Origin of the sequence: Chthonobacter albigriseus (assembly GCF_013839445.1) — a bacterium.
Taxonomy (GTDB): Bacteria; Pseudomonadota; Alphaproteobacteria; order Rhizobiales; family Pleomorphomonadaceae; genus Chthonobacter; species Chthonobacter albigriseus.
Window position 1 is genome coordinate 311222 of record NZ_JACDIT010000003.1, and the last position, 25561, is coordinate 336782.

General features: G+C 67.8%; 22 protein-coding genes. 10 read left to right on the forward strand and 12 right to left on the reverse strand.

What is annotated here, in order from left to right:
- Nucleotides 1-56: 56 nt before the first annotated feature.
- The 7 genes from HZ321_RS11720 to HZ321_RS11750 all read left to right on the forward strand — a co-directional run bounded on the left by HZ321_RS11720 (nt 57) and on the right by HZ321_RS11750 (nt 7032).
- On the forward strand, nt 57-980 hold the full coding sequence (locus HZ321_RS11720; protein ID WP_181702523.1) for an ABC transporter permease: 924 nt from the start codon (nt 57-59) through the stop codon (nt 978-980).
- A complete protein-coding gene (locus HZ321_RS11725; protein WP_181702524.1) occupies nt 980-1792 on the forward strand; it encodes an ABC transporter permease in 813 nt (270 codons plus the stop codon). The genes HZ321_RS11720 and HZ321_RS11725 overlap by 1 nt, the downstream gene beginning before the upstream one ends.
- A 15-nt stretch (nt 1793-1807) precedes the next feature.
- The gene (locus HZ321_RS11730; protein WP_181702525.1) at nt 1808-2887 is read left to right on the forward strand and encodes an ABC transporter ATP-binding protein; all 1080 of its coding nucleotides are present in this window, start codon (nt 1808-1810) and stop codon (nt 2885-2887) included.
- Nucleotides 2888-2911: 24 nt separating this feature from the next.
- The gene (locus HZ321_RS11735; RefSeq protein ID WP_181702526.1) at nt 2912-3406 is read left to right on the forward strand and encodes a nucleoside deaminase; all 495 of its coding nucleotides are present in this window, start codon (nt 2912-2914) and stop codon (nt 3404-3406) included.
- Nucleotides 3407-3447: 41 nt separating this feature from the next.
- A complete protein-coding gene (locus HZ321_RS11740) occupies nt 3448-4197 on the forward strand; it encodes a GntR family transcriptional regulator (RefSeq protein ID WP_425305391.1) in 750 nt (249 codons plus the stop codon).
- A gap of 7 nt (nt 4198-4204) precedes the next feature.
- A complete protein-coding gene (locus HZ321_RS11745; protein WP_181702527.1) occupies nt 4205-4870 on the forward strand; it encodes a flavin reductase family protein in 666 nt (221 codons plus the stop codon).
- Nucleotides 4871-5607: 737 nt separating this feature from the next.
- Nucleotides 5608-7032, forward strand: coding sequence for a phospholipase D-like domain-containing protein (locus HZ321_RS11750; protein WP_181702528.1), 1425 nt, complete (start codon nt 5608-5610; stop codon nt 7030-7032).
- 636 nt (nt 7033-7668) lie between these two features.
- Here HZ321_RS11750 and HZ321_RS11755 read toward each other — a convergent pair.
- Together HZ321_RS11755 and HZ321_RS11760 are read right to left on the reverse strand one after the other, a co-directional pair.
- Nucleotides 7669-9204 carry a GNAT family N-acetyltransferase gene (locus tag HZ321_RS11755; RefSeq protein ID WP_181702529.1) on the reverse strand — a complete coding sequence of 512 codons (1536 nt, stop codon included), beginning with the start codon at nt 9202-9204 and terminating at the stop codon, nt 7669-7671.
- Nucleotides 9179-9970, reverse strand: coding sequence for a helix-turn-helix domain-containing protein (locus tag HZ321_RS11760; RefSeq protein ID WP_181702530.1), 792 nt, complete (start codon nt 9968-9970; stop codon nt 9179-9181). The genes HZ321_RS11755 and HZ321_RS11760 overlap by 26 nt, the downstream gene beginning before the upstream one ends.
- Before the next feature lie 1321 nt (nt 9971-11291).
- Between HZ321_RS11760 and pncA the strand changes: the two genes are divergently transcribed.
- The 3 genes from pncA to HZ321_RS11775 all read left to right on the forward strand — a co-directional run bounded on the left by pncA (nt 11292) and on the right by HZ321_RS11775 (nt 12991).
- Nucleotides 11292-11924, forward strand: a complete 633-nt coding sequence (gene pncA, locus HZ321_RS11765) for a bifunctional nicotinamidase/pyrazinamidase (RefSeq protein ID WP_181702531.1) — start codon at nt 11292-11294, stop codon at nt 11922-11924.
- Nucleotides 11925-11993: 69 nt separating this feature from the next.
- Nucleotides 11994-12695, forward strand: coding sequence for an AzlC family ABC transporter permease (locus tag HZ321_RS11770; RefSeq protein WP_181702532.1), 702 nt, complete (start codon nt 11994-11996; stop codon nt 12693-12695).
- Entirely contained in the window at nt 12692-12991 is a 300-nt protein-coding gene (locus HZ321_RS11775) for an AzlD family protein (RefSeq protein ID WP_181702533.1), read from the forward strand. The genes HZ321_RS11770 and HZ321_RS11775 overlap by 4 nt, the downstream gene beginning before the upstream one ends.
- Before the next feature lie 132 nt (nt 12992-13123).
- On the opposite strand, the gene ftsZ is transcribed toward HZ321_RS11775, so the two are convergent.
- The 10 genes from ftsZ to mraY all read right to left on the reverse strand — a co-directional run bounded on the left by ftsZ (nt 13124) and on the right by mraY (nt 25536).
- Complete coding sequence (gene ftsZ, locus HZ321_RS11780; RefSeq protein WP_181702534.1) at nt 13124-14950, reverse strand: cell division protein FtsZ; 1827 nt, start codon at nt 14948-14950, stop codon at nt 13124-13126.
- 109 nt (nt 14951-15059) lie between these two features.
- Nucleotides 15060-16376, reverse strand: coding sequence for a cell division protein FtsA (gene ftsA, locus HZ321_RS11785; RefSeq protein WP_181702535.1), 1317 nt, complete (start codon nt 16374-16376; stop codon nt 15060-15062).
- Nucleotides 16373-17182: a cell division protein FtsQ/DivIB gene (locus tag HZ321_RS11790; RefSeq protein ID WP_181702536.1), complete on the reverse strand. Its 810-nt coding sequence runs from the start codon at nt 17180-17182 to the stop codon at nt 16373-16375. Before HZ321_RS11790 ends, ftsA begins: the two co-directional genes overlap by 4 nt.
- Before the next feature lie 101 nt (nt 17183-17283).
- Nucleotides 17284-18207: a D-alanine--D-alanine ligase gene (locus tag HZ321_RS11795; RefSeq protein ID WP_181702643.1), complete on the reverse strand. Its 924-nt coding sequence runs from the start codon at nt 18205-18207 to the stop codon at nt 17284-17286.
- Nucleotides 18208-18354: 147 nt separating this feature from the next.
- On the reverse strand, nt 18355-19314 hold the full coding sequence (gene murB, locus HZ321_RS11800; protein ID WP_181702537.1) for a UDP-N-acetylmuramate dehydrogenase: 960 nt from the start codon (nt 19312-19314) through the stop codon (nt 18355-18357).
- Nucleotides 19311-20738 (reverse strand): UDP-N-acetylmuramate--L-alanine ligase, encoded by a 1428-nt coding sequence (gene murC, locus HZ321_RS11805; protein ID WP_181702538.1) that lies wholly within the window; start codon nt 20736-20738, stop codon nt 19311-19313. Before murC ends, murB begins: the two co-directional genes overlap by 4 nt.
- Before the next feature lie 6 nt (nt 20739-20744).
- Nucleotides 20745-21863: an undecaprenyldiphospho-muramoylpentapeptide beta-N-acetylglucosaminyltransferase gene (murG, locus tag HZ321_RS11810; RefSeq protein WP_181702539.1), complete on the reverse strand. Its 1119-nt coding sequence runs from the start codon at nt 21861-21863 to the stop codon at nt 20745-20747.
- A 9-nt stretch (nt 21864-21872) separates the two neighbouring features.
- Nucleotides 21873-23030 (reverse strand): putative lipid II flippase FtsW, encoded by a 1158-nt coding sequence (gene ftsW, locus HZ321_RS11815; RefSeq protein ID WP_181702540.1) that lies wholly within the window; start codon nt 23028-23030, stop codon nt 21873-21875.
- A complete protein-coding gene (gene murD, locus HZ321_RS11820) occupies nt 23030-24442 on the reverse strand; it encodes a UDP-N-acetylmuramoyl-L-alanine--D-glutamate ligase (RefSeq protein ID WP_181702541.1) in 1413 nt (470 codons plus the stop codon). Before murD ends, ftsW begins: the two co-directional genes overlap by 1 nt.
- Before the next feature lie 11 nt (nt 24443-24453).
- Nucleotides 24454-25536 (reverse strand): phospho-N-acetylmuramoyl-pentapeptide-transferase, encoded by a 1083-nt coding sequence (mraY, locus tag HZ321_RS11825; RefSeq protein WP_181702542.1) that lies wholly within the window; start codon nt 25534-25536, stop codon nt 24454-24456.
- Nucleotides 25537-25561: the final 25 nt, after the last annotated feature.

Sequence of the window (25561 nt, forward strand, 5' to 3'; positions counted from 1 at the left end):
CCGGAGCGTCCGGACCTTGCGCGAAGCGTGACGCCCCTCGACCCGCGGAGACGATCATGACAGGCAGTCCACCGCCAGGAGCCGCCGATCGCCCTGGCAGCTTCTTCATCGGCAGCCGGTCCACAGCCGGTTCGCCAGCCGTGTTCCCGGTGCTGCTCGGGCTGCCCGTCCTTCTCTGGCAGCTGATCTTCTTCGCCGGGCCGCTGGTCTTCCTGGTCGTCATCACCTTCTGGCAGGTGAAGTCCTTCCGGCTCTCGCCCGCCTTCGTGGCGGACAACTGGGAAAAGGTGCTGACGTCGACCGCCTTTCTCCGCGCTCTCGGGCACACGCTCACGGTCGCCGGCACCACCACGGTGCTGGCGACCGCCATCGCGCTTCCCGCCGCCTACACCATTGCTTTCCGCCTGCCTCCGCGCCTCAGGGACTTCGCGGTCGCCTTCCTGGTGGTGCCGGTCTTCTCGAGCTACATCCTGCGGATCTACGCCTGGCAGGTGGTGCTGTCGCCGCAGGGCGTGATCAACGGCATCGCAGGCCTTGTCGGCATCGAGCCACTGCCGCTCCTCGGCGGCGCCTTCTCCCTGCAGATCGGCCTCCTCACCCTGACCCTGCCGATCGCCGTCCTGATCCTCACCTTCGGCTTCGCGGGCGTGGACCGCACGCTGATCGAGGCGGCGGAGAACCTCGGCTGCCGGCGCAGCCGGGTCGTCGCCCACGTGCTGCTGCCGGCGATCCGCCCCGCGATCGCCCTTGCGGCGACCACAAGCTTCCTCCTTGCCTTCGGCGACTACGTCAGCCCGCTCTTCATGACCGGGAGCAAGCCGCCGACACTTTCCATCGTGGTCGTCGACACCGTGAAATCCGGGTCGCAGTGGCCCCGTGCCTCCGTCGTCGGCGTCTCAATGCTCCTGATCCTCGTCGCGGTGCTCGCCCTTGGCCAGCTCCTGTCGCGGCGAACCCGCTTGCGCAGAGGAGGACGCTGATGGCCACCCGGATACTCCCGCGCCTGTCGCGTCTCGCCCAGCATCTCTTCCTCGCGGGGCTCTTCGTCTTCATCGCGGCGCCGATGCTGGTGATCGTGGTGTTCTCCTTCGACGCCAACCGCTTTCCAACCATCCCATGGGGCGGCTTCAGCCTGGATTGGCACCGCGCGATCCTCGAGGACGCGATGGTGCGCGACGCCTTCCTCAACAGCATCCTGGTCGGGCTCGGAACGGCGGTGCTCTCGACCCTGCTCGGCTTCGCTGCGGCCTACGTGGACTATCGCTGGCGGTTCTTCGGCAAGCGCGCCTTCGTTCTCCTGGTCGCGATCCCGCCGGCCGTGCCCGTCACGATCCTCGGCATGGCGATGCTCGCCTTCCTGTCCCGGCTCGGCCTGTTCGGGCGGCTGGAGGCGGTCATCGCGTGCCACACTGCCGTCGCGTCCTCCTTCTCCATGGCGCTGATCCGCCTGCGTCTCAACGACTTCGGCCGCGACCTGGAGCCAGCCGCCTGGAACCTCGGCGCCTCGCATGCCGCCGCGCTCTTCACGGTGGTCGTTCCCTTCTGTCGGCCGGCGCTGATCGCGTCCTTCTTCCTCTCGGCAGCGGTTTCGTTCGACGAGTTCATGATTGCCTGGTTTGTCGGCGGCGTTCACGAGACCATCCCCGTCCGCATCCTCAACCTGCTTCAAGGCCAGGTGAACCCCAAGATCAACGCCATCGGCACCGTCGTGCTGGCCGTGAGCATCGCGCTCGTCGTTCTCGCCCAATGGTTTGTCGGCGTGCGCGTCGGCAAGCGCACCGACCCGACCTGAGCCGGAGACCCAGACATGTCCGCTCCCTTCGTCGCCCTCGAGGGTCTCGACAAGCGCTTCCCAGGCCATCATGCCGTCCGCGGCATCGACCTTCAGATCGCGGCCGGCGAGTTCGTCGCCATCATGGGCCCGTCCGGCTGCGGCAAGTCGACGACGCTTCGCCTAATTGCCGGGCTGGACGAGCCGACCGGCGGGGACATCCGCATCGGAGGCCGCAGCATGCGCGGCATACCGGCCTTCCAGCGCGACACGCCGATGGTCTGGCAGTCGCTGGCGTTGTTTCCGTTCCTCACGGTCGCCGAAAACGTGGCGTTCCCGCTGCGGATGAAGAAGGTCGGCGCGGCCGAGCGGCGGCGGCGCGCGCTGGAATGGCTCGACCGCATGGGCCTCTCGGGCATGGCGGACCGCGATATTGCCCAGTTGTCCGGCGGCCAGCGCCAACGCGTGGCGATCGCCCGGTCTCTCGTCACCCAACCGTCCATCCTCCTCCTCGACGAGCCCTTGTCGGCGCTCGACGCGCACCTCCGGGTGCGGATGCAGACGGAGCTTTCGCGCCTCCACAAGCAGCTGGGGATCACCTTCGTCTACGTCACCCACGCCCAATCCGAGGCCTTCGCTCTCGCCGACCGGATCGTCATCATGAGCGACGGCGCGATCCAGCAGGTCGGGCGCCCGCAGGATGTCTACCGCGAGCCGGTGAACGCCTTCGTCGCCGAGTTCATGGGCATGAACAACATCCTGCGCGGCACGGTGCGGGGCGCGAGCGCTAATCGTCTCGCCGTGGAGACGCCGCTCGGAAGCTTCGACGTACCCGCGAAGGAAACCCGCCCCGTCGACAGCCAGGCCGCCTTCGTGATCGCCGCCGATCGGATCGCGCTTGCCGCCGCGGGCGCGGCCGGCGGCCTCGACGCGACGGTGATCGGTCTGGAGTTCGTGGGTTCCACCCAGACCGTCTTTGTCGAGACGGCGTCCGGTCACGAGTTCCGTATCCAGAAGCAGCAGCACGAGATCGAGGCGCTCGATCTCGCGCCGGGCCGCCAGATTTCGTTATCCTGGGAGCCGCGCCATGCCTGGCTCCTTCCCGACTCCCGCTGATCTCAGCCAATCAGGAGCATGACCATGTACGAACAGCGCTTCATGCAACGCGCCCTCGACCTGTCGCGAGAGGCGCTGACGAAGCCCGGCACGGAGCCGTTCGGGTCCGTCGTCGTGCGCGACGGCGTCATCGTCGGCGAGGGCCTGAACCACTCGGCGGCCCATTTCGACCCGACCTCGCACGGCGAAGTGGAGGCGATCCGGGACGCCTGCCGCCGGCTGGAGTGCGTGGACCTCACGGGTGCGGAGCTCTACACGACCTGCGAACCCTGTGCGCTGTGCGTGGCCACCATGAACATCGTCGGCATCGGCAAGCTCTACTATGCCGCGTCCATGGCGCAGGCGGGCAAGGCGTTCGAGACCTTGACGAAGGCCGAGCGGCACCCGATCGACACGGATGTGCTCTCCTCCGAATGCGCCCTCCCGGTTCAGGAGCGGCGCATGCCCGCGGAGCAGCACGAGGATGCCGCCGCTGTCGACGTCCTCAAGGATTGGGTCGAACTGAAGAAAGCCGGATGATCATGGCGCGAGGAAAGACGTCGGGTGCGGCGGACCGCTCGGTGAACGATCCCACCGCGAAGGGCAAGGGGCCTCCCCGGGCGGCAAGCCGTACCCGGTCCGTGTCCCGGACCGAAGCCGTCCACGAGGCATTGCGCCAGGCCATCATCGAGCAGAAGCTCAGGCCGGGCGCGAAACTTCCGGAGGACGCCATCGGCGAGACCTTCGGGACCAGCCGTACCATCGCCCGCGAGGCGCTCGGCCGGCTTGCCGTGGAGGGACTGGTCAACCTGCTGCCCAACCGCGGCGCCTTTGTCGCCAACCCTTCGCTGGAGGAGGCGCACGACGCCTTTCTCGTCCGCCGCAGCCTGGAACGCACCGTCGCCGAATGCCTGGCCGGACGACTCACGACGGAAGCCCGCGAGACGCTTCGGGCCCATGTCGAACGCGAGAAGGCGGTGGCCGGGCACAACGAGGCGGAATCCATCCGCCTTGCCGGCGAGTTCCACCTTGTGCTGGCACGCCTCACCGAGCGTCCTCTCCTGATCCGTTACGTCACCGAAGTGGTCTCCCGCTGCTCGCTCATCCTGGCGATGTATGCGCGTCCTCATTCGGCCGACTGCGGCGCGACCGAGCACGAGGAGATCCTCGCCGCCCTCGTCGAGGGGGATGCAGCTCGAGCAGCGGACCTGATGGGCAGTCATCTCGACCAGGTCGCGGGCCGTGCGCTCTTGAAGCCCCCGCCGGAGACGGACGTCCGGAACATCCTGGCGCCCTTCGCCGAGCGCCTGCGCGTCATCGAGGGGCGGTAAAGCGAAGATGCCTAAGACGATCGACTATGATTTCACCGCGCTTACGGGCCGCGAGAAGTACAAGCTGATGATTGGCGCCATCGTGCCGCGCCCGATCGCCCTGGTCACCACGGTCGATCCGGAGGGTCGCATCAACGCGGCCCCGTTCAGCTTCTTCAACTGCCTTTCCTCCGACCCGCCCATCCTTGCGCTCGGGATCGAGAACCGGCCCGACATGTCGCTCAAGCATACGGCCCGCAACATCCGCCTGACGGAGGTCTTCACCGTCAACATCGTGTCCGTGGCGATCGCCGAGGCGATGCACGTCTGCGCGGCCGACTTTCCCGACGGCGTCAACGAGCTGGCCCTCGCGGGTCTGACGGCGCGGCCCGGCAAGGCCGTCATATCGCCCTGGATTGCAGAATCGCCCGCGGCATTCGAATGCCGGCGGACGATGACCCTGGAACTCGGGAAATCGCGCCAGATCATCCTCGGCGAGATCCTGCACGCGCATTTCCATGCGGACGCCGTCGACACGGAGCGCCTCGCCGTGAACCCCGCAGCGCTGGATGCCATAGCCAGACTCGGCGGCGACACGTGCTGCACGATCAGGGACCGTTGGGATATGAAAACGCCGAGGGCTTCAGACTTTGAGGTAGGGCCGGCAAGCGTTTTCGGACCGGATAGCATGTAATCATCGTCGGATGGGCGGAACACGCGCGGAGAGCTCCCTGCTCCCCGGACCGGTGGCGATCGCCGAGCGTGTTTCGTCACACCGCCAGCCCGCTCGTCTGGCCCGTTGCGGGCCGGTAGAACCATCCGTCTTATGTAGGCTCTTGGTCGGAGCCTTCGGACGTCCTTTCCGGGATGGTCCAGAACCACTCACCGCCTCGGTGACCTCAACGCGACTGAAGCTCTATCGCCGCGGCGGCTGTTGTCAGCCGGGCCGCGAGAGTGTCGCCAGCCGTCTCAGCCCCAAGTGACCCCGGTGGTTCCCCTGTCGTCCTGAGCCGCTGTCTGCGGTTCCGGATCTCTCGTTTGGCGTTGGAGCGTGCCGAGACGCGGCCGATCTCCCGCTGCGGAACGGACTGGATGCCAAGTGGGTTCAACTGTGTCTGCCCGCGCTTGGATGGACCATGGCCCCCATTGTGATCGACGGCGAATTCGCCATGTCTGAGCTCGCCGCGGTCTCCGCGCGGCGGCCGCGGTTGCGGGCGGTGGCCGAGCGTGGAACACCGGAAGGCGGCAAGACTCTCGCCCGTGCAGCCGGTCCCGCGCGGTCCCGGTCTTCCGTCCAGATCGGTATCGCATCGGTCGGCAATCTGTCCGCTGCCTGCGCGAGCGCGACGCTCGCAGACCGCCTCAGCGCCTGGCTCCGGGGTTCGATCGCGCGTCGGCTTCGCTATTCGTATGAGGGATGGGGTCAAATTCATGCAGAGCATCATCCGGCGAGGCTCAAACTGTTGGAAGGTCGCCCGCGCGAACCGCTTCGGCGTCATTGTCGATGCCGGTGACTATTTCCCTGCCGTCAAGGACGCGATCCTCCAGGCCCGTGAATCCGTCTGTCTCATCGGCTGGGACTTCGACACGCGGATCAAACTGGAGGTCCCGGAACCGCATCAGGAGGGGCCCAACAAGCTCGGGCGGTTCCTCCGCTGGATCGCCAAACGCCGCCCGGAGCTCCAGATCTACGTTCTCCGATGGGATCTCAGCGCATTCAACGGGCTGTTCCGCGGAACGATGCCCTTCCGGCTTCTCGACCTGATGACCGCCTCGAACATCCGGTTCAAGCTGGATGGGGCGCACCCCACCGGATCCGCGCATCACCAGAAGATCGTCGTGATCGACGACGTTCTCGCCTTCTGTGGCGGTATAGACATGACGGCGGACCGCTGGGACACCCCCCAGCATCTCGACCGTGACGTGCGTCGCAGGCGGCCGAGCGGAAAGCTCTACGGTCCCTGGCACGACGCCACGTCCGTGCTCGACGGCCCTGTCGCCCGCTTGCTCGGAGACCTCGCGCGGGACCGCTGGCATGCGGCGACCGGAGAGCACCTGCCCATCCCGTCCGGTGCGCGACCCATCTGGCCCGCCGCCATCGAGCCTCTGATGACCGACGTCGACGTCGCCATCGCCAGAACGCTGCCGGCCCATGCCGATCAGCCGGAGGTCAGGGAGATCGAGCAGCTCTACCTCGACGGTATCGCCGGTGCCCGGCACACGATCTATTTCGAGAGCCAGTACTTCGCCTCCCGCCGCATCGCGGAGGCGATCGCTGCGCGGCTGCGGGAACCGGACGGGCCGGAAGTGGTCGTCGTGAACCCCCGCTCCGCGGACGGACTGATCGAGGCGAAGACGATGGACACGGCCCGGGCCCGGCTGCTCGGCCTCGTCCGGGAGGCCGACCGCTGGGGCCGGTTCCACATCTACACGCCGGTGACCGCCAACGGCGTTGCGATCTACGTCCACGCCAAGGTCATGATCGTCGACGACCGCTTCCTGCGGATCGGATCCTCGAACCTCAACAACCGCTCGCTCGGCTTCGACTCCGAATGCGACGTCGCGATCGACGCCGCCGGCCAAGCCGACCCGGGTGCCGTCTCCGAGGCGATCACCCGCGTCCGCAACGGACTGGTCGCGGAGCATCTCGGCACGACGGCCGCATCGCTCCAGGCCGCGCTCGATGCCTCCGGCGGCCTGCTGGCGGACGCGATCGAGCGGACGAGAGGACAAGGCAAAACGCTGGTCCCCTATGTTCCGGACGAAATCGGCCCCATCGAGGAACTCCTGGCCGAGAACGAGCTCCTGGATCCGGAGCGGCACAAGCGGTGGCAGGACCTGTTGCTCGGACGGTGATGTCCTGACGTTCCGAGGGGGAACGGATCTTATGATCGCGCCGGCTCGACAGGCCGACATGGCCGCTACGGATGCGGAGCCGCCGGAGCTGGAGTTCCGAAACGCGCCAGAAGCGGACATTTGGTTCAGGTCGGAACACGGACATTTGTAGGAAGACTGTCTTTCCATCGTATCGGCGATCTGCCGCGCGGCGATCTCGGCGAGACTCTGGTGATGTGCGATGATTGCCACGTCTCGAGCCGGGCGTTCGCGTCCGGCGTCGGGACGACGCCGCTCGAAGATCACGGCGGGATCGGCGGCCAGGAAGGCGATGGCGTCTAGGCTCAGGGCGGCGAACACCGTGCTGGGGATTTCGATCAGGCCATTGCGGCTGTCTATGAGACTTTACCCGTCAAACACGACCGGCAGGGTGGTCGTCCGGGTCAGCCGTTCGAAGGCAGCGATCATAAGGCCTGCTGTCGATCACTGGTCCGGTGCCTAGGGCCCCAGAGGTGTCGGGCGCTTGGGTACGATGTTGCTGCTCAGCCTTGATCAGGCTGCTGGCCGGTAGGTGGAGTAGCGGTGTGTATACTGCTACTCGGTCGATGAGCGTCGACTTACCAACCCCCGAGAGGCCAAGCAATGCTACCCGGCGCGTCACACCGCGAACCCTAGATCGACCTGTTTGAGTAGCGACGCCAACTGGTCGGGCTCAAGGTGCGTGATTGACTGCGGCGGGTGTCCGGCGAACACCTTGTCGCGCTTGAGCGCTGCCAGTCCGACCGGCGGCTCGAAATGCCCGGCGAGGAGGAAGTTGATGACCTTTACCGGCCGCTCGGCGGAGGCGTCCATGCCCGTCAACTGGGCGTCGGTATAGACCGACCGACCCCCGGCTAGTCGCCGCAAGTCCTCGGTCGAACGCGCCAGAGTCATCTCCTCGAATACGCCGACGGTGGTGATCGCCTGCGACGGCGGCAGCACCGCTTTACCCTTATAGAAGAATAGCAGAGCGCCGGGCTGCGCGATCCAAGCCTGGGCCCGGCAGAGGTAGACCTTGCGGATGGTGTTGCCCGGCCGGTGAAGACCTACGTCGGCCGAGGTCGGGAACAGATTCATCTGTGGCTGTTCGAACAACTCCGGGAACAGCACCCGGTGGAATTCTTCCTTGATCGGAATCGCGTACGCCTCGACACCCGCGCCAGCGGCGAACCGCGGGTAGTTCCGCCGAGCGAGGTCAAACAGCGATCCGCCGTCGGCAACCTCCAGCCGCCCGCGCGGCAGGGCCTTCTCATAAACCCGCTCACCGTTGGGTTTGTCGTAGGTGTGGGCGAAGCCATAGTATTCGAGAAGCCCGATCAGGGTTGTCTGGCTGGAGTAGGTCGTCAGATAAACGACGTCGTGCTTGTTCGACTGGGCATACCAGAGCACCTGCTTCAGCAGCAGCTCGCCAAGTTTCACCCCGCGGCTCTCGGGGCGAACCTTAAAGGTACAGACTTTGAGAATCTTGCCGCCCGGGAGGCGGGCGTCGGTGTCACCCGGCCCTTCGTCCTTACGCACAACAAGGCCGGCGATGCGGCTGTCGTCTAACACCACCCAGCACTTTCGCATCGGCCGGACGCACTTGTCGCGCCACCAAGCGTCGAACGGCGGATAATCGGCGCGCAAGGTCGCGAAGATCGGGTCGTCGATGGGGATGGTGTGGGCGTCGACCTCCTGCACCGCCGGGAGGTTGACGTTAACCCTTGCATAGGTGCTGCGCAGCAGGGAGACGGCGTCGGCGACGTGCAGCACTCGGCTGGCCAAGGCCGCCGAGGCTCGGAGCGCCCGGTCGTGCAGACCCTGGTCCTGAGTGATCAGGAAGTCTACCACCCCAATATCCAGGGCGTGCAGCAGGGTGGCGTCGACGATGTCGTTGGGTCTGCGCAACGCGCCATAGCGCGCTTCGAGGGTCGCATTGTCGAGACCGATCACTCTGGCAATGACCGGGAACTTCTGAATCTTACTCAGCGAGACGCGGCGGCGGGCGGCGTCCTTGTCGCGTTGGATGTCGTCCACGGACGCCGCGTGGACGCAGATGCCGACGCCATACCGCGCTGCTTCCTGTTGAAGTGCGGCGAAGACGGGCACGACCTCAGCGTGATCCTCAAGGCCGATGAAGACATTTGTATCAATGAGGTATTTCGGAGCACTCATAATGCAGCGCTTCCCGCATCTTGGGCGTCACATAGAGGTAGGACTGCGGAGGCTCAAAACTAAATCGCTCGCGCAACTCGCTCAGGTCGAGCGGGCGGCGCAGACGGCGGGCATGCTTGAGTTCAATGGCGACGCCGCTGTCAACGCCCTCGAAATAACGATCAAAGTCCTCGCGCGCGATGCAGGCGCGATCAGAGAAGCTGTCCCAGATGTCGCGCGGCGTGCGGCAGTGCACCTCGCCGATCTCGGCCAAACCGAGCAGGGCGCGGATTGGGCTGGTGGCGTAGATGAAAGCCCTGGATCCAAATGGCGCGGTCGCAGGAAATCGGCGGCGCAGCTCGATGGTCTTACGGCCCTCGATGATAGCATCGCAATATTCAGGCTTAATGCTAAACACAATGTCCCGGCGCGGTGGATACGTGGCCTCGCCGATGATTGGCAGAAGAAGCTGGTTGTCGTCGACAGGATCGAATTGGAAGGCCGCCTCGCGCATGCTGGTCACCAGTGCAGCCGAGTCGCTGAACTGGGCGTCAATCCGCAAGGTGGCACCGAGGGCGGCGAGATAATCGCGCAGAGTCGAGACTAGAATGTCCTTGCGGCCCTCGACGCGGGACAGGGCGCCCTGGCCGATGTTAAGCCGGGCGGCGAGGTCGGCCTGCGTTATTCCCGCCAACTTGCGGATCTCGCGCAGGCGGGCGCCGATATGCTCGTCGCCTTGCGACGGCGCATCCAGACGTGCTTCGAATACCTTGCCTTCGAGTTTCATCGCGAGCTCATCCCTCGAGAATCAACATTACGCGGAAGGCATATCGCTGCCAACCTTAACCGAACGAGGGTCGGTAGGACGGCGATGGGCCCCCGCGCGGACGGCACTGGAGGTCGCCTGGGCAGCGGCATCGGCAACCATTCTTTCGCCCCTGCCGGGCGTCAAATCTCCCTTTGCTCTGATAGGCTCAAAGCGCCGTCAACTTTGATCCCAAAACGTCGCACGGTGCTTTTGGGCGCGCCAGCGCCCGTCTCAGAATCTTCAGGCACTAGCGCAGTTCTATTCACTCCGACCAGACGGATTGAGCCGGCAAGTTGCCCAATACCGGACCTGCCGAAGTTCCGCTACGGGTCAGGAGCAGCCTTTCTGAACCTCATCGTTCGTTCGCCCCCATCCCCCCACCCCCCCTCCCCCCACTTATCCCCGCCCCTCCAACCTCCCCCATACTCCTCCCGTCCCCTGCCGCGGGGCGCGTGCCGAGGATCCAGCACCGAAGCGCGGGCGGGGGAGCGGGCCCGCGGCCGGTCTCCTGGAATCGGCCCCGGGACGGAGCACTCGTGGGCACGCCCGGCACTACGACCGGGACGGTGAACTGAGCCGGTAGGAACGGCCTTTTTCCGCGCGGCGGCGACGTCGTTCGGGGGGTGGTCGGTCCGAGGACCACGTCGAAGAAGCGACGCGGGCTGGTAACCCGTGGCGCGTCCTCCGTGAGACCCGTACGCGGGCGCGGCCTGGCCGCATCCCACTCCACTCCCAGCGCGGCCTGGCCGCGCCCGCGACGCCCCATTTCAGGGGCGCTGTTCAAGACCCCGCCTCCGGGCGGTGCGACGTGCCTCCCAGACCACGGCGTTTCCCCGCGCGTGACCGCATCCGCCTGTCCGCCTCCGCCGGCGCCACCCGCCGATCTCGCGAACGTGATGGCCGATCCTCGCAAAACACTTCGCATTTTAACAATGCACAAAGGGCACGATCCCAGGATGATCCCGTCCAGCCAAGGGAGGTCCCGGACATGTCTGTTGGAAGCTGCACGAGTTGCGGGTCGCACAGCGCGGTGAAGTCTGCGCCGGCCCCCAGGAACACGGCCCCCGCCCCTGCCCCGTCCTCCGCGCCGGTCTCCGCCGCGGCCCCGGCCGGCACTGGCAAGGCGCTCGACATCAAGCTCTGAGGAGAGCGGCGCCGCGTTCGCCCGATCGCGGCGCCTCCCCTAGCCCCACTGCCCACGGCCCCCTTCACTGCCGACTGCCCGATTGCCTCATCCCCCTTGCCCCGCGCCGTCCCCCTTGCCACTCTCCGATCAGCCCCTTCCGACCGGAGCCTTTTGATGACCGTCACGCCTGCCGCTTCCGATGCCCTGATCGTCGTCGACGTCCAGAACGACTTCTGCCCCGGCGGCTCGCTCGCGGTAGCCGACGGAGACGCCGTCGTGCCGGTGATCAACGCCCTGGCCCGGCGGTTCGCCAACGTCGTCCTGACGCAGGACTGGCACCCGGCCGGCCACGCCTCCTTCGCCTCCGCCCACCCCGGCAAGGCGCCCTTCGAAACGACGGAGATGCCCTACGGCCTCCAGGTGCTCTGGCCCGACCACTGCGTCCAGGGCACGCCGGGCGCCGCGCTCCACCCGGCCCTCGACGTTCCCCATGCCCAGCTGATCATCCGCAAGGGCTACCACCCCGCCGTCGACAGCTACTCCGCCTTCCGCGAGGCGGACCGCACCACCCACACCGGGCTGGCCGGCTACCTGAAGGAGCGCGGCATCCGCCGCGTCTTCGTCGTCGGCCTCGCCACCGACTACTGCGTCGGCTGGACGGCGCTCGATGCCCGGTCCGCCGGCCTGGAGGCGACCGTCCTCGAAGATGCCTGCCGCGCCATCGACCTCGGCGGCTCGCTGGAAAAGGCCTGGGCGGCGATGGCCGCCGCGGGCGTCGTCCGCGGCCGGAGCGCCGACATCGGATAGCGCCGCTTTCCGGGTGGAAGCCGATCCGGAATCGTCTAGGGTTGCCGGCCAATCGATCCGGATAACCCTATGCGTTCCCCCGTAGTTTCCGACATCCGCGACGGCGTGGTCGACGTGTTCCCGCCCGTCTTCGCCATGATACCCTTCGCGCTCATCATGGGCAGCCAGGCCGCCGCCAAGGGCTTGAGCCCCGCCGAAGTCCTGGCGATGTCCACCATCGTGTTCGCCGGCGCCTCGCAGTTCCTGGCGGTAAGCCTCTGGTCGAGCCCGGCCCCCGCCCTGACGCTGGCGCTCGCCGCCTTTCTCATCAACCTGCGGCATGTCCTGATGGGCGCTTCGATCGCCCACAAGATCGAGCACTTCGGAGCCTGGCGCTATCCGGCGGTCCACTTCATGACCGACGAGGTCTGGGCCGTCGCCGAACGGCGGGCGCTCCGCCGGCCGATCACGCCGGCCTACTGGTTCGGCGCCGGCATTTTCCTGTTCTCCGCCTGGCAACTGTTCACCGTGCTCGGCGCCGTCGTAGGATCGTTCGTGAAGGAGCCGGAGCGCTACGGCCTGGATTTCGCCTTCCCGGCCATCTTCATCGCCCTCGCGCTCGGTTTCTGGCAGGGCTGGCGCACCGCCCCGGTGATCGCCGCCTCCGCGCTCGTCGCCGTCGTCGTGCACCTCCTGGTGCCGGGCGCCTGGTACGTGCTCGCGGGCGCGCTGGCCGGCTGCGCCGTCGCCATCGTCACGGCCAAGCCCACCGAAGAGGCAGCCGCCGCATGAGCATCGACCCGATCAATCTCCTGGCAATCGTCGCCATGGGCGTCGCGACCTATCTCACCAGGATCTCCGGCCTGTTCCTGGCCGACCGCCTGCCCCGCACCGGCCGCATCCGCGTCGCGCTCGACGCCCTGCCTCCGGCCGTCCTCACCGCGGTGGTTGCCCCCGCCGTGCTCGCCGGACCAGCCGAGGCGATCGCCGGCCTGATCACTGTCCTCGCCGCCTTCCGCCTGCCGCTGATCGCGGTCGTCGCCATCGGCGTCGGCTCGGTCGCTGCGCTGCGGGCCGTGATGGGCTGATCAGCGCGCCCGCAGGGTCGCGACCGGGTAGTCGAAGAACTTGCGGTCCACCCGTGGCCCAACCGCCCGGCGGTGACATGAAAAACCCGCGGGATTGCTCCCGCGGGTCAGTAATCCTTTAGGCTGCTTTTGTCAGTTCTGGCGGCGCAGGAAGGCCGGGATCTCCAGCTGGTCGTCCTCGCTCAGGCGCTGCGGCTGCGGCCGGCCCTGCGGGTCGAGCTGCCCCGCGGCGCCGCGGGCCTGCGGCTGCGGCTGGACCGGACGCTTGGCATACTCGCCGGCGGCGGGAGCGGCCTGCGGCGGGCGCGGCGCCTGCGGGGCGGGCTGCGCCATCCGCGGAGCCTGCGGCTGCGGCTGGGTCCGGGCCGGAGCCGCCGGCTGGGCCGGGCGTACGCCGGAATCCAGGTGCTCGTCCTCGCGACGGCCGAGCCCGACGTTGGCGAGGCGGCGAAGCAGGCTCATCGGCCGGCGCTCCTCCTCGTGCTCCTCGTGCATCGGCGGCTGGGCAACGCCCCGCACCTCGCGCTGCACCATCGGCGGGAAGTCCTCGATCGGCGGGATCCGCGAGCGCTGCGCCATCATCGGACGCTCGGCGGCGGGCGGCACGTAGGGTGCCGGTGCCGGCTCGACCATCTCCACCGGGGCAGCACGCTGCTCCGGCTCGGCTGCGGCCTCCGGTTCGGAGTAGGCGGCCGGCTGGTAGGGCGAGATCGTGACGGCAGGGTCCTGCGTCGTCGGAACCGACTGCTGCAGTTCGATCGGTGGCAGCGCGAGCGCTTCCTCGATCGCTGCCACCTCGTCATGGACGACGTGCTGGACCGGCGCGGGAGCCGGGGCCGGCGCCGGAGCAGCGGCGGCCGGGCGCGGCGCGTAGGGGTTGCGCACTTCGCCGGCGGCAACGGCGGCCGACGTCGTCACCGACTGCGGGCGCGAGGCGACGCGGTTGTTGATGTTGGCGATATGCGCCTCGTTGCTCGCCGCGATGGCGGCGGCGTCCTGGTCGATGCCCGTCGCCACCACCGACACGCGGATCACGCCTTCCAGCGTGTCGTCGAAGGTCGCGCCGAGGATGATGTTGGCTTCCGGATCCACTTCCTCGCGGATGCGGGTCGCCGCCTCGTCCACCTCGAACAGGGTCAGGTCCTTGCCGCCCGAGATCGAGATCAGCAGGCCCTTGGCGCCCTTCATCGAGACTTCGTCGAGCAGCGGGTTGGCGATCGCGGCCTCGGCGGCCTTCAGCGCGCGCTTCTCGCCGCTGTCCTCGCCGGTGCCCATCATCGCCTTGCCCATGCCGCGCATGATCGAGCGGACGTCGGCGAAGTCGAGGTTGATCAGGCCTTCCTTCACCATCAGGTCGGTGATGCAGGCGACGCCGGAATAGAGCACCTGGTCGGCCATCGCGAAGGCGTCGGCGAAGGTGGTGCGCTCGTTGGCGATCCGGAACAGGTTCTGGTTCGGGATGACGATCAGCGTGTCGACGCTGTTCTGCAGGTCGGTGATGCCGGAGTCCGCGATCTTCATGCGGCGCATGCCCTCGAACTGGAAGGGCTTGGTGACGACGCCGACCGTGAGGATGCCATGCTCGCGGGCCGCCCGTGCGATGACGGGGGCAGCGCCGGTGCCGGTGCCGCCGCCCATGCCGGCGGTGATGAACACCATGTGCGATCCGGCGAGATGGTCGTTGATCTCGTCGATCACCTCCTCCGCCGCCGCCCGGCCGACTTCCGGCTGCGAGCCGGCGCCGAGGCCTTCCGTGACCGCCACGCCCATCTGGACGATGCGCTCGGCGCGGGACGAGGTCAGCGCCTGGGCGTCTGTGTTCGCCACGACGAACTCGACCCCCTGCAGCCCGGCCTGGATCATGTTGTTGACGGCGTTGCCGCCGGCGCCTCCGACACCGAACACGGTGATGCGAGGCTTGAGTTCCGTCAGATCGGGCATCTTGAGGTTAATCGTCATGGCATCCTCGTCATCCAGGTCCGGTTTACCGGCATTCTCTAAGGTCACTTCAGCGGGAAACCCGCCCTACACACATCGGGCAAGCGACTGCACCGGGCTTCTGCCCGCTTCAGAAGCTCTCTCTGATCCACTGCCCCACACGCGACACGAACCCGCCATTCGCAGCGAGCGCCAATCGTGGCCGGCGGGACGAGAACTGTTCGATCTGCGCCACCTGCGGATAGATCAGGAGACCGACCGCCGTGGCGAACGGCGCCCCCCGCGCCGCCTCCGGAAGCCCGGCCACCCCGACGGGGCGGCCGAGCCGAACGTTGCGGCCGAGCACCTTGCGGGCAAGCTCGGCAAGGCCGGTCAGCTGGCTCGCGCCGCCGGTCAGAACGATCCGCCGGCCGACTCGGCCAGCGAAACCGGACGCGTGCAGGCGGTCACGGACGACCTCCAGGATCTCCTCCACGCGGGGCGTGATGATCTGCACGATGTGGGAGCGCGGCACGTGGGTCGGCACGTCGTCGTCGCCGACCGGCTCCACCGTGATCATGTCGCGCTCGTCGCTGTCGACGCCGATCACCGAGCCGTGCAGCGTCTTGATGCGCTCCGCGTCGACAAGCCGGCAGGAAAGCCCGCGCGCCAGGTCCATCGTCACGTGGTGGCCGCCGAGCGCGAAGCCGTCCACATGCACGAAATGCCCATCGGCGAAGACCGCGATCTTGGTCGTCCCGCCGCCGATGTCGACGCATGCGACGCCGAGCTGCGCCTCGTCGTCCACCAGGGTCGCCAAGCCCGAGCCGTAGGCGGTGGCGACCATCGTCTCCACTTCCAGGTGGGCCCGGTTGATGCAGATCTCCAGGTTCCGGATCGGCGCGCTGTCCGCCGTCACAACGTGGGTGTCCACCGCGAGCTGCTGACCGAGCATGCCTCGCGGATCGCGGATCCCGCGGTTGCCGTCGAGCGCGTAGCCGATCGGCAGTGCGTGGACCACCGCCCGTCCGTCCTTCACCGTGTGTTGGCTTCCGGCGTCCAGCACGCGCTGGATGTCGGCATCGCTCACCTCGCGGCCCGCCATGTCGAACCCGGCGCTGAACGTCTCGCTGCCGAGTCGCCCGCACGAAACGGAGACGATCAGCGATTCCACCGTCAGCCCGGCCATCCGCTCGGCGCTGTCCACCGCCAGCCGGATCGCCTTCTCCGCCTGCTCCAGGTCGACCACCGCGCCGGCCTTGATCCCGCGCGACCGCTGGAAGCCGAAGCCGAGCACCTCGATGGCGTGCGTGCGCCCGGGCAGCACGTCGCCGGACGGCCGCGGCATCAACCGGGCGATCACGCAGCAGATCTTGGACGTGCCCACGTCGAGCACGGAGACCACGACGGGTCGGCGCCCCGGCAGCGGGCGCATGCGTTGGACGCGATGATCGCCGTCGCGGGTCATGCGTCCCTCATGCGGTCTTTGAGGGCTTTCTCGCGCGCCTTGACGAGCTCGTCCCGCGCGGCCTTCGCCGTGTCGGAAAGGCGCACCACCATCCGGTCGGAGAGGCGCAAGTCCACCACCGTGATGTCGCGCTCCAGGAACCCGCTCTGCTCCTCCAGCCGCGCGAGCTCGGCGACGGCCGCGGACGGATCGTCCGCCGGCAGCATCACCTGGACGCCATTGTCGAGGAAGAGGTCCCAGCGCCGCTCGGAAACCAGCATCGACGCCCGGACGCGGGCCTTCAGGTCCGGCACGTCGTCGAGGATCGACATGATCTCCGCCACCCGCGTCTCCGCCCCCTCGCCCATCACCCGGGGCAGGCTGAGGAAGCGGTGCTGCAGCTGGGTGGTGATCACCTTGCCGGCGCCGTCGATGATCGAGACCTGGTCGGTCGGCGTCTTCTGCCAGAGCGCGGTCGGAACCCGCTCCTCCAGGATCACCCGGAGCTTGTCCGGGTAGAACTTCATGACCGAAACGGCCGAAACCCACGGGTCCGCTGCCAGCCGCACCCGCGCGGCCTGCGCGTCGTAGAGGAACAGCGACTGGCCGGACGGGATCGACAGCGTGTCGAGCACGTCCTGTTCCAGGAGCTCGCGCTGCCCCGTGATGTTCACCTCGGCAAGGCGGAAGCCGAGTTCGGAGGTGGTGTCGTTGACGACGTCGAGCGTCTGGCCGGAAAGCACCATGCCGTAGCCGCCCCAGGCGGCCAGATAGAGCGCGGAGGCGATCAGTCCGGCCCCGCGCGGCAGATCGGCGAGGAGTTGCATCTGGCGCCAGACCGGCGTGCGGTGCAGGCGCGAGACCCCGCGGCGGCGGAAAGAGGATCGACGCCCCCCTGCCCCCAGCACAGTCCCGAACAACCTGAACGTCAACGCCTGCAACTCGCGTCCTCCACCATCCAGCTCACCAGCTCAGCGAAGCTGATGCCCGCGTGCTGAGCCATCTCCGGAACCAGTGACGTCGCCGTCATTCCCGGCTGGGTGTTCACTTCGAGGCAGACCAGCTCGCCGGTTCCGTCGCCCCGATCGTTGAAGCGGAAGTCGGCTCGACTGACCCCGCGGCACCCGAGTGCTTCGTGAGCCTCAGCTGCAAGCTTTTGGACATTTTGGTAAACAAAGTGTTTAAGCGGGGCCGGCAGGAGGTGTTTTGAACCGCCTGGACGGTACTTGGCGTCGTAGTCGTAGAACCCCTCCCCGGCGGGCACGACTTCGATCACGTCGAGCGCCTTGCCGCCCATCACGCCGCAGGTCAGTTCCCGGCCCGGAACATAGGCCTCCACCATGACAAGATCGCCATACGGCCAGTCGGAACTGCTGAGTTGCTGTGGCGGAAAAGCCGCATCCTCCGGAACGATGAGAACGCCGAAGCTCGATCCCTCCGCAGGCGGCTTCACCACGTAGGGCGGCGGCAGGACATGGGCCTTCACCGCGTCGAAACGGTTAACGAGCCGGTGCTCCACCACGGGGATGCCTGCCGCTTTCAGGACATGTTTGGCCTTCGGCTTGTTCATCGCCAGCGCCGAGGCAAGCACCCCGGAATGGGTGTAGGGGATCTCCAGCACCTCCAGGATCCCCTGCACGGTCCCATCCTCCCCGTAGGGCCCATGCAGCGCGTTGAAGCAGACGTCCGGGCGCAGGTCGTCCAGCACGGAGGCGATCGTCCGGTCCACGTCGATCGCCGTCACGCGGTAGCCGGCCTCCTCCAGCGCCTTGGCGCAGGCCCGCCCGGAGTTGAGGCTGACCGGCCGTTCGGAGGACCACCCTCCCATCAGAACAGCAACGTGCTTGGGCATGGCAATCCTCTTGTTTTCGTGACGAGCCGGGCTGGTTCGATTGCCGCCGCCCCTCATCCGCAGTCTCATTGTCCTCTCCGTCCGCGGAGAGGTGATAATCGGGGGGCCGATCGCGGTCCGGCCACCGACCGAATGCGTTTCCGCCCGTCAGCGTCCCAGGAAGGGCTCCACGACGCGCCCGTCCTGAAACACGCCGAAGCGCTTGATCTCCCACTCAAGCCGGATCCCGCTGGTCTCCAGCACCCTAGCCCGGACCGTCTCGCCGAGCAGCTCCAGGTCGTGGCCGGTCGCCTCGCCCGTGTTGATCAGGAAGTTGCAGTGCATCTCCGACACCTGCGCGTCGCCGACCCGGAACCCGCGGCAGCCCGCCGCATCCACCAGCTTCCAGGCCGAATGTCCTTCAGGGTTCTTGAAGGTCGAACCGCCGGTGCGCGAGCGGATCGGCTGCGCCTTCTCCCGGTGGTCGGTCACCGCGTCCATGTCGCGCCGGATGGCCTCGCGGTCCTCCGGGATGCCCTCGTAGATCGCCGACACGAACACCAGGTCCGGCGAAGCCGAGGAATGCCGGTAGGCATAGCCCATGTCCTCGTTGGCGAGCGTGACGATCTCACCCGCCCGCGACACGGCCCGCACCTCCACCACGCGCTGGCGGGTCTCCGAGCCGTGCGCACCGGCGTTCATCCGGAGCGCCCCGCCGATACCGCCGGGGATACCGTGGTAGAAGGCGAAACCCGACAGCCCCGCCTCCAGAGCCGCCGCGGCCAGCCGCTTGTCCGGCACCGCCGCGCCGACCTTCAGCCGCGTCTCGCCCACCGGCTCGACCTGGCCGAAGCCGCGCGCGGACAGCCGGATCACCACGCCCGGCACGCCGCCGTCGCGGATCAGCAGGTTGGAGCCGAGGCCGATCACGGTCACTGGCACGTCCGCCGGCACCTTCGGCAGGAAGGCCGCTAGGTCATCCTCGTCTGCCGGCTGGAACAGGAGCTGCGCGGCACCACCCGCCCGGAACCAGACGAGGTCCTTCAGCGAGCGGTTCGGCTCCAGGTGTCCGCGGATCGCCGAGAGGTCACCAAGACGGGGTCGGAGGTCGGCGAAGGGCTCGCTCATTCCGCCGGCCCTCCCCGCGCGATCGAAAGCTCGGAGAGCTGCTTGGGCAGCGCGTAGGCCCACTGCGTGATGTTGCCCGCCCCCAGGCAGACCACCATGTCGCCCGGTCGAGCCACGTCGGCCACCATGCCGGCGAGCGACTCCGGACCGTCGAGCGCCCGCGCGTCACGGTGCCCCGCGGCCCGCGTGCCGGAGACCAGATGCAGTTTGTCCGCCCCCTCGATCGGCTGCTCGCCGGCCGCGTAGACATCCGCGATCAGCACCGTGTCGGCGTCGTTGAAGGCCTTGCAGAAGTCGTCGAAGAGGCTCGCGAGCCGCGAGTAGCGGTGCGGCTGGACGATCGCGATCACCCGCCCGCTCGCTCCGTCGCGGGCTGCGCGGAGCACCGCGCGGATCTCCACCGGATGATGACCGTAATCGTCGAAGATCTTGATTCCGTTCCACTCTCCGGTCTTGGTGAAGCGTCGCTTCACGCCGCCGAAGCTGGCCAGGCCCTTGCGGATCGCGTCCGCCGGAATGCCGAGCTGGTGCGCCACGGCCACCGCCGCCGTCGCGTTCGAGACGTTGTGGCGCCCCGGCATCGGCAGCGTCAGCGCCGGGATCTGCGTCTCGTTGCCGGTCACCCGATCGTGGATCACCACGGTGAAGTGCGACGACCCGCCCTCGAAGCGCACGTCGACGAAGCGGGCGTCCGCCTGCCGGTTCTCGCCGTAGGTGATGATGCGCCGGTCCTCGATCCGCTGCACCAGCGCCTGCACCTCCGGATGGTCCAGGCACATCACCGCGAACCCGTAGAACGGCACGTTCTCGACGAACTGGCGGAAAGCCGCCCGGGCGTTGTCGAACGAGCCGTAGTGGTCCAGGTGCTCCGGGTCGATGTTCGTAACGATCGCTACGTCCGCCGGCAGCTTCACGAAGGTGCCGTCGCTCTCGTCGGCCTCCACCACCATCCAGTCGCCCTCGCCCATCCGGGCGTTGGTGCCGTAGGCATTGATGATGCCGCCGTTGATCACCGTCGGGTCGATGCCGCCGGCGTCGAGCAGCGCCGCCACCAGCGAGGTGGTGGTCGTCTTGCCGTGGGTGCCGCCCACCGCGATCGCCTGCTTGAAGCGCATCAGCTCGGCCAGCATCTCCGCCCGCCGCACGATCGGCAGGTGCCGGTCGCGCGCGGCGATCAGTTCGGGATTGTCGCGCCTGATGGCGGACGACACCACCACGACCTCGGCGAGCCCGAGGTTCTCCGCCGCGTGCCCCACCATCACGGGGATGCCCTTGGCGCGCAGCCGCTCCACGTTGGTGCTCTCGGCCACGTCGGAGCCCTGGACGCGGTAGCCGAGGTTGAGCAGCACCTCAGCGATGCCGCTCATGCCGATGCCGCCAATGCCGACGAAATGAACCGGCCCGATATCCCTGGGCATTTTCATGGAAATCTACGTCCTCTTGGAAAAGTCCGCCGGCTTGCCGCCAGCCCCGATGAATTCGACGAGATCGGCGAGCCTGGAAACCGCGTCCGGCCGGCCGAGCGCCTTGGCGGCCTCCGCCATCCCCGCCAGCCTGTCCGGCGCCGTCATGAACTCCTGCAACAGAGTGGCGAGCCCACGGGGCGTCAGCCCGGCCTGCTCCACCATCACCGCGCCGCCAACCCGTTCCAGCTCCAGCGCATTGGTCTTCTGATCGTTGTCGAGCGCATGCGGCAGCGGCACCAGTACAGCCGGTCGCCCGATCACCGCGAGTTCCGCCACGGTCGATGCGCCCGAACGTCCGATCACCAGATGCGCCCTGCCGATCCGCTGCGGCAGGTCCGCGAAGAAGGGCGCGACCTCGGCCTTCACGCCGAGCTTGGCGATCTCGCTCGCCACCTCGTCCCGGTCCTCCGGCCGCGCCTGCTGCACCAGCCTGAGGCGGGACCGCAGCTCCGGCGGCAGCAGCGCCAGCGTCGACGGCATCACCTCGGAGAACACCCGCGCGCCCTGGCTGCCGCCGAACACCACAAGCTCGAAAGGACCGTCCGCGGCTGGTTTGGCGTATGGCGATACCGCCGCCGTCACCCGCGGCCGCACCGGGTTGCCGGTCATCACCGCCTTGGCTGCGGCATCGCCCAACAGCCCGGTCGTCTGGAAGGACGTGGCCACCGCCGTGACCTTGCCGGCCAGGAACCGGTTGGCGCGCCCGGCCACTGCGTTCGCCTCGTGCACGATGGTGGGCACATGGCGCGCCACGGCCGCCACCATCGGCGGAAGGGTCGGGTACCCGCCGAAGCCGATCGCGACCATGGGCTTCAGCCGCCCGACCAGCGACCACGACTGTAGCATTCCCGTTGCGAGCTTGCCGGCCGCCGCCGCCATCCGAACCGGCGACCGGCTGCCGAAGGTGGCCGAGGCGATCAGGTGCACGCCGTCGGCCGGAAACTCCTGGCCGTAGTTGGTCGCCCGGTGGTCGGTCGCCAGGTGGACGGCATGGCCGCGCCGCTTCAGTTCATGCGCCAGCGCCTCGGCCGGGAAGAGATGCCCGCCCGTTCCGCCCGCCGTGATCAGCACCGTGCCGCCCATGAAGTCTCCTCAGGCCCGGCTCGCGAAGGCTTCGAACTGGATCGGCGTCACGTAGCGCGTCTGTTCGGGCCGGCGGCGGGTCAGCGCCAGCAGCATGCCCATGGAGAGCGCCACCGCCACCAGCGACGAGCCGCCGTAGGAGATGAACGGCAGCGTCATGCCCTTGGCCGGCATCAGGTGCAGGTTCACCGCCATGTTGATGCACGACTGCAGCCCGAACAGGATCACCAGCCCCGCGGTGGCGAGCCGCACGTAGCCGTCGTTCTCCCGCGTCGCGTGGCTGAACCCGCGCAGCACCGCGAAGGCGAAGAGGCAGACCAGCACGATGCAGAGGATCAGCCCGAACTCCTCGCCGAGAACCGCGAAGATGAAGTCGGTGTGACTGTCCGGCAGGATGCGCTTGAAGGTGCCCTCTCCCGGCCCCTGCCCCCACCAGCCGCCGTTCACGAAGGCGTCCTGCGCGGTGGAGACCTGATAGCTGTCTCCCTTGTCCGGGTTGAGGAACCGGTCGATGCGGCCGCGCACGTGCGGCACCATCGTATAGGCCGCAACGATGCCGCCCACGCCGATGCCGCCCAGCCCCACGATGACCAGCCACGACATGCCGGACAGGAACAGCAGCGCCGCCCACATCATGGCGACCAGCATCGTCTGGCCGAAGTCCGGCTGGGCGACCAGCAGTGCCGCGACGATCGACATCAGCAGGAACACGAAGATCCGGCCGGGCATCTCCGGCCGCCGCTGCGACTCCGCCAGGAGGAAACCACAGATCACCGCGAACACCGGCTTGATGAACTCCGATGGCTGGACCGAGACACCCGCGATGGTGATCCACCGGCGGGCGCCCTTCACCTCCGGACCGATGAACAGCGTCGCGACCAGAAGCAGCACGCAGCCGGCGAAGGCGACGAAGGCGAACCGCCGGATCTGCTTGGGCGACAGGAACGACACGACGATCATCACCAGGATCGCCGGCACCGCAAACACCGCCTGCCGTTTGACGAAGTAGTAGCTGTCCTCGATGCCGATGCGCTCGGCGACCGCCGGACTGGCCGCCAGCGACAGCACCACGCCGCCGAAGATCAGCGTCAGGAAGGCGGCGAGCAGCAGTTTGTCGACGGTGAACCACCAGTCGGCGACCACGCCGCGTTCGGCACGGGAGACCATCAGTTCACCTCCTGGAAAGGCACGACATCAGGCAAGGCCAGCACGAGCGCCCGGAAATGGTCGCCCCGCGCCTCGAAGTTCTTGAACTGGTCGAAGCTGGCGCAGGCCGGCGAGAGCAGCACCACGGTCTCTTCGCCCACGGCCTCCGCGCCCTCCAGCGCGTCGGCGAGTGCGGCGGGCACGGCTTCGTCGAGCGTGCCGGAGATGACGCAGGGCACCTCGGCCCCTTCCAGCGTCGCCGCGAAGTTCTCCGCCGCCACCCCGATCAGATAGGCCTTCGCGATCTTCGGGAAGTAGGCCTTCAGGCTCTCGATTCCGCCCGTCTTCGGCTTGCCGCCGGCGATCCAGTAGATCCGGTCGAAGCTGGCCAGCGCCCGCGCCGCCGCATCCGCGTTGGTCGCTTTGCTGTCGTTGACGATCCGCACCGGCCCGAGGCTGGCGATCGGCTCCATCCGGTGCGCCAGGCCCGGGAAGCTCATCAGCCCGGCGCGAACCTCGTCGAGCCCGAGCCCCAGCGAGCGCACCGTTGCCACCGCCGCCGCCGCGTTCTGCGCGTTGTGGATGCCCTTCAGCACCGGGTGGCGCGACATGTCTGCCACCACCATCTGCGCCCGCCCGTGTGGCTCGGTCAGCCTGCCCGCGATCGCCCAGACCCCGTGCGGCACGCTGTCGTGCGTGGAGATCCGCTTGGTCTCAAGGCCCTTGGCTTCCCGCCGCTCGGCCATCGCCCGGCTGAAGGCGTCGTCGATGCCCACCACGGCAACGCCGGCGCCCTGCACCAGCCGCTCCTTGACCGCCGCGTACTGCTCGATCGAGCCGTGCCGGTCGAGGTGATCCTCCGAGATGTTGAGGTGGATGCCGACTGTCGGGTCAATCGTCGGCGCCAAGTCGATCTGGAACGAGGAGCACTCCACCACGTAGATCCGGTCCGTCTGGAACGGCTCCAGCGACAGCACCGCACGTCCGATGTTGCCGCCGAGCTGAACGTCCCGGCCCGCGGCCTTGAGGATGTGCGCGATCAGCGCGGTGGTGGTCGACTTGCCGTTGGTGCCGGTGATCGCGACGAACGGCGCCTTCGGGCACACGGCGCGCCGTTCCCGCGCGAACAGTTCGATGTCGCCGATCACCTCGACGCCCGCCGCCTTGGCGATCTTCACCGACCAGTGCGGCTCCGGGTGGGTCAGCGGTACGCCGGGCGAGAGCACCAGCGCGGAGAAGCCGCCGAACTCCGTGTCGCGCCAGTCGGCGACCTGCAGTCCCTTGGCCTCCGCCGCGGCACGGCTTGCCTCGCTGTCGTCCCAGGCGACCACCTGAGCACCGCCGGCCGAAAGGGCCTCCGCGGTCACGAGCCCGGAACCGCCAAGCCCGAAGACCGCGACACGCTTGCCCTTGAAGCAGGTGATGGGGATCACCGGGTCCCTCCTCAGCGAAGCTTGAGCGAAGACAGGCCGATCAGTGCCAGCACGACGGCGATGATCCAGAAACGGATCACCACCTGCGGCTCTGTCCAGCCAAGATGCTCGAAGTGGTGGTGGATGGGCGCCATCCTGAAGACGCGCTTACCGGTGGTCTTGAACGAGAACACCTGGATGATCACCGACAGCGCCTCCAGGACGAACAGCCCGCCGATGATGACCAGTACGATCTCGTGCTTGGTAGCGACCGCCACCGAGCCGAGCAGCCCGCCGAGCGCTAGCGACCCGGTGTCGCCCATGAAGATCGCGGCCGGAGGCGCGTTGAACCACAGGAACCCGAGCCCAGCTCCGATCACAGCGCCGCACAGCACCGCGAGCTCGCCGGTGCCGACCACGAAATGGATCTGCAGGTAGTTGGCGAAGACGGCGTTGCCCGAGAGATAGGCGATCATCCCGAAGCTGGCCGCCGCGATCATCACCGGCACGATGGCGAGGCCGTCCAGACCATCTGTGAGGTTCACCGCGTTGCCCGCCGACACGATCACGAAGGCACCGAACGGGATGAAGAACCAGGACAGGTCCACCATCACGTCCTTCAGGAACGGAAAGGCGAGCGAAGTTGAGAGCGGCGCTTCGCCCACCTTGGCGATGATCAGGCAGGCGATGCCGGCCGCCACGAATTCGATGCCGAGCCTCGCCCGGCCCGAGAAGCCGTTGTGGCTCTGCTTGGTCACCTTCAGGTAGTCGTCGTAGAATCCGATCGAGCCAAAGGCGATCGTGATCCCCACGACCGACCAGACGTAGGGGCTTCGCAGATCCGCCCAGAGCAGCGTCGAGACGATGAACCCGGACAGGATCATCAGCCCGCCCATCGTCGGCGTGCCCTTCTTGGACAGGTGGCTCTGCGGTCCGTCCGCCCGGATCGGCTGGCCCTTGCCTTGCCGGATCCGCAGGCTGTCGATGATCGCCGGTCCGAACAGGAACACGAACAGGAGCGCCGTCATCACCGACGCGCCGGTGCGGAAGGTGATGTAGCGGAACACGTTGAAGACCGAAACCTGCCCGGCGAGTTCGGCAAGGAAAACCAGCATGCTTGTCTGCCCCGTTGCGGCGTCC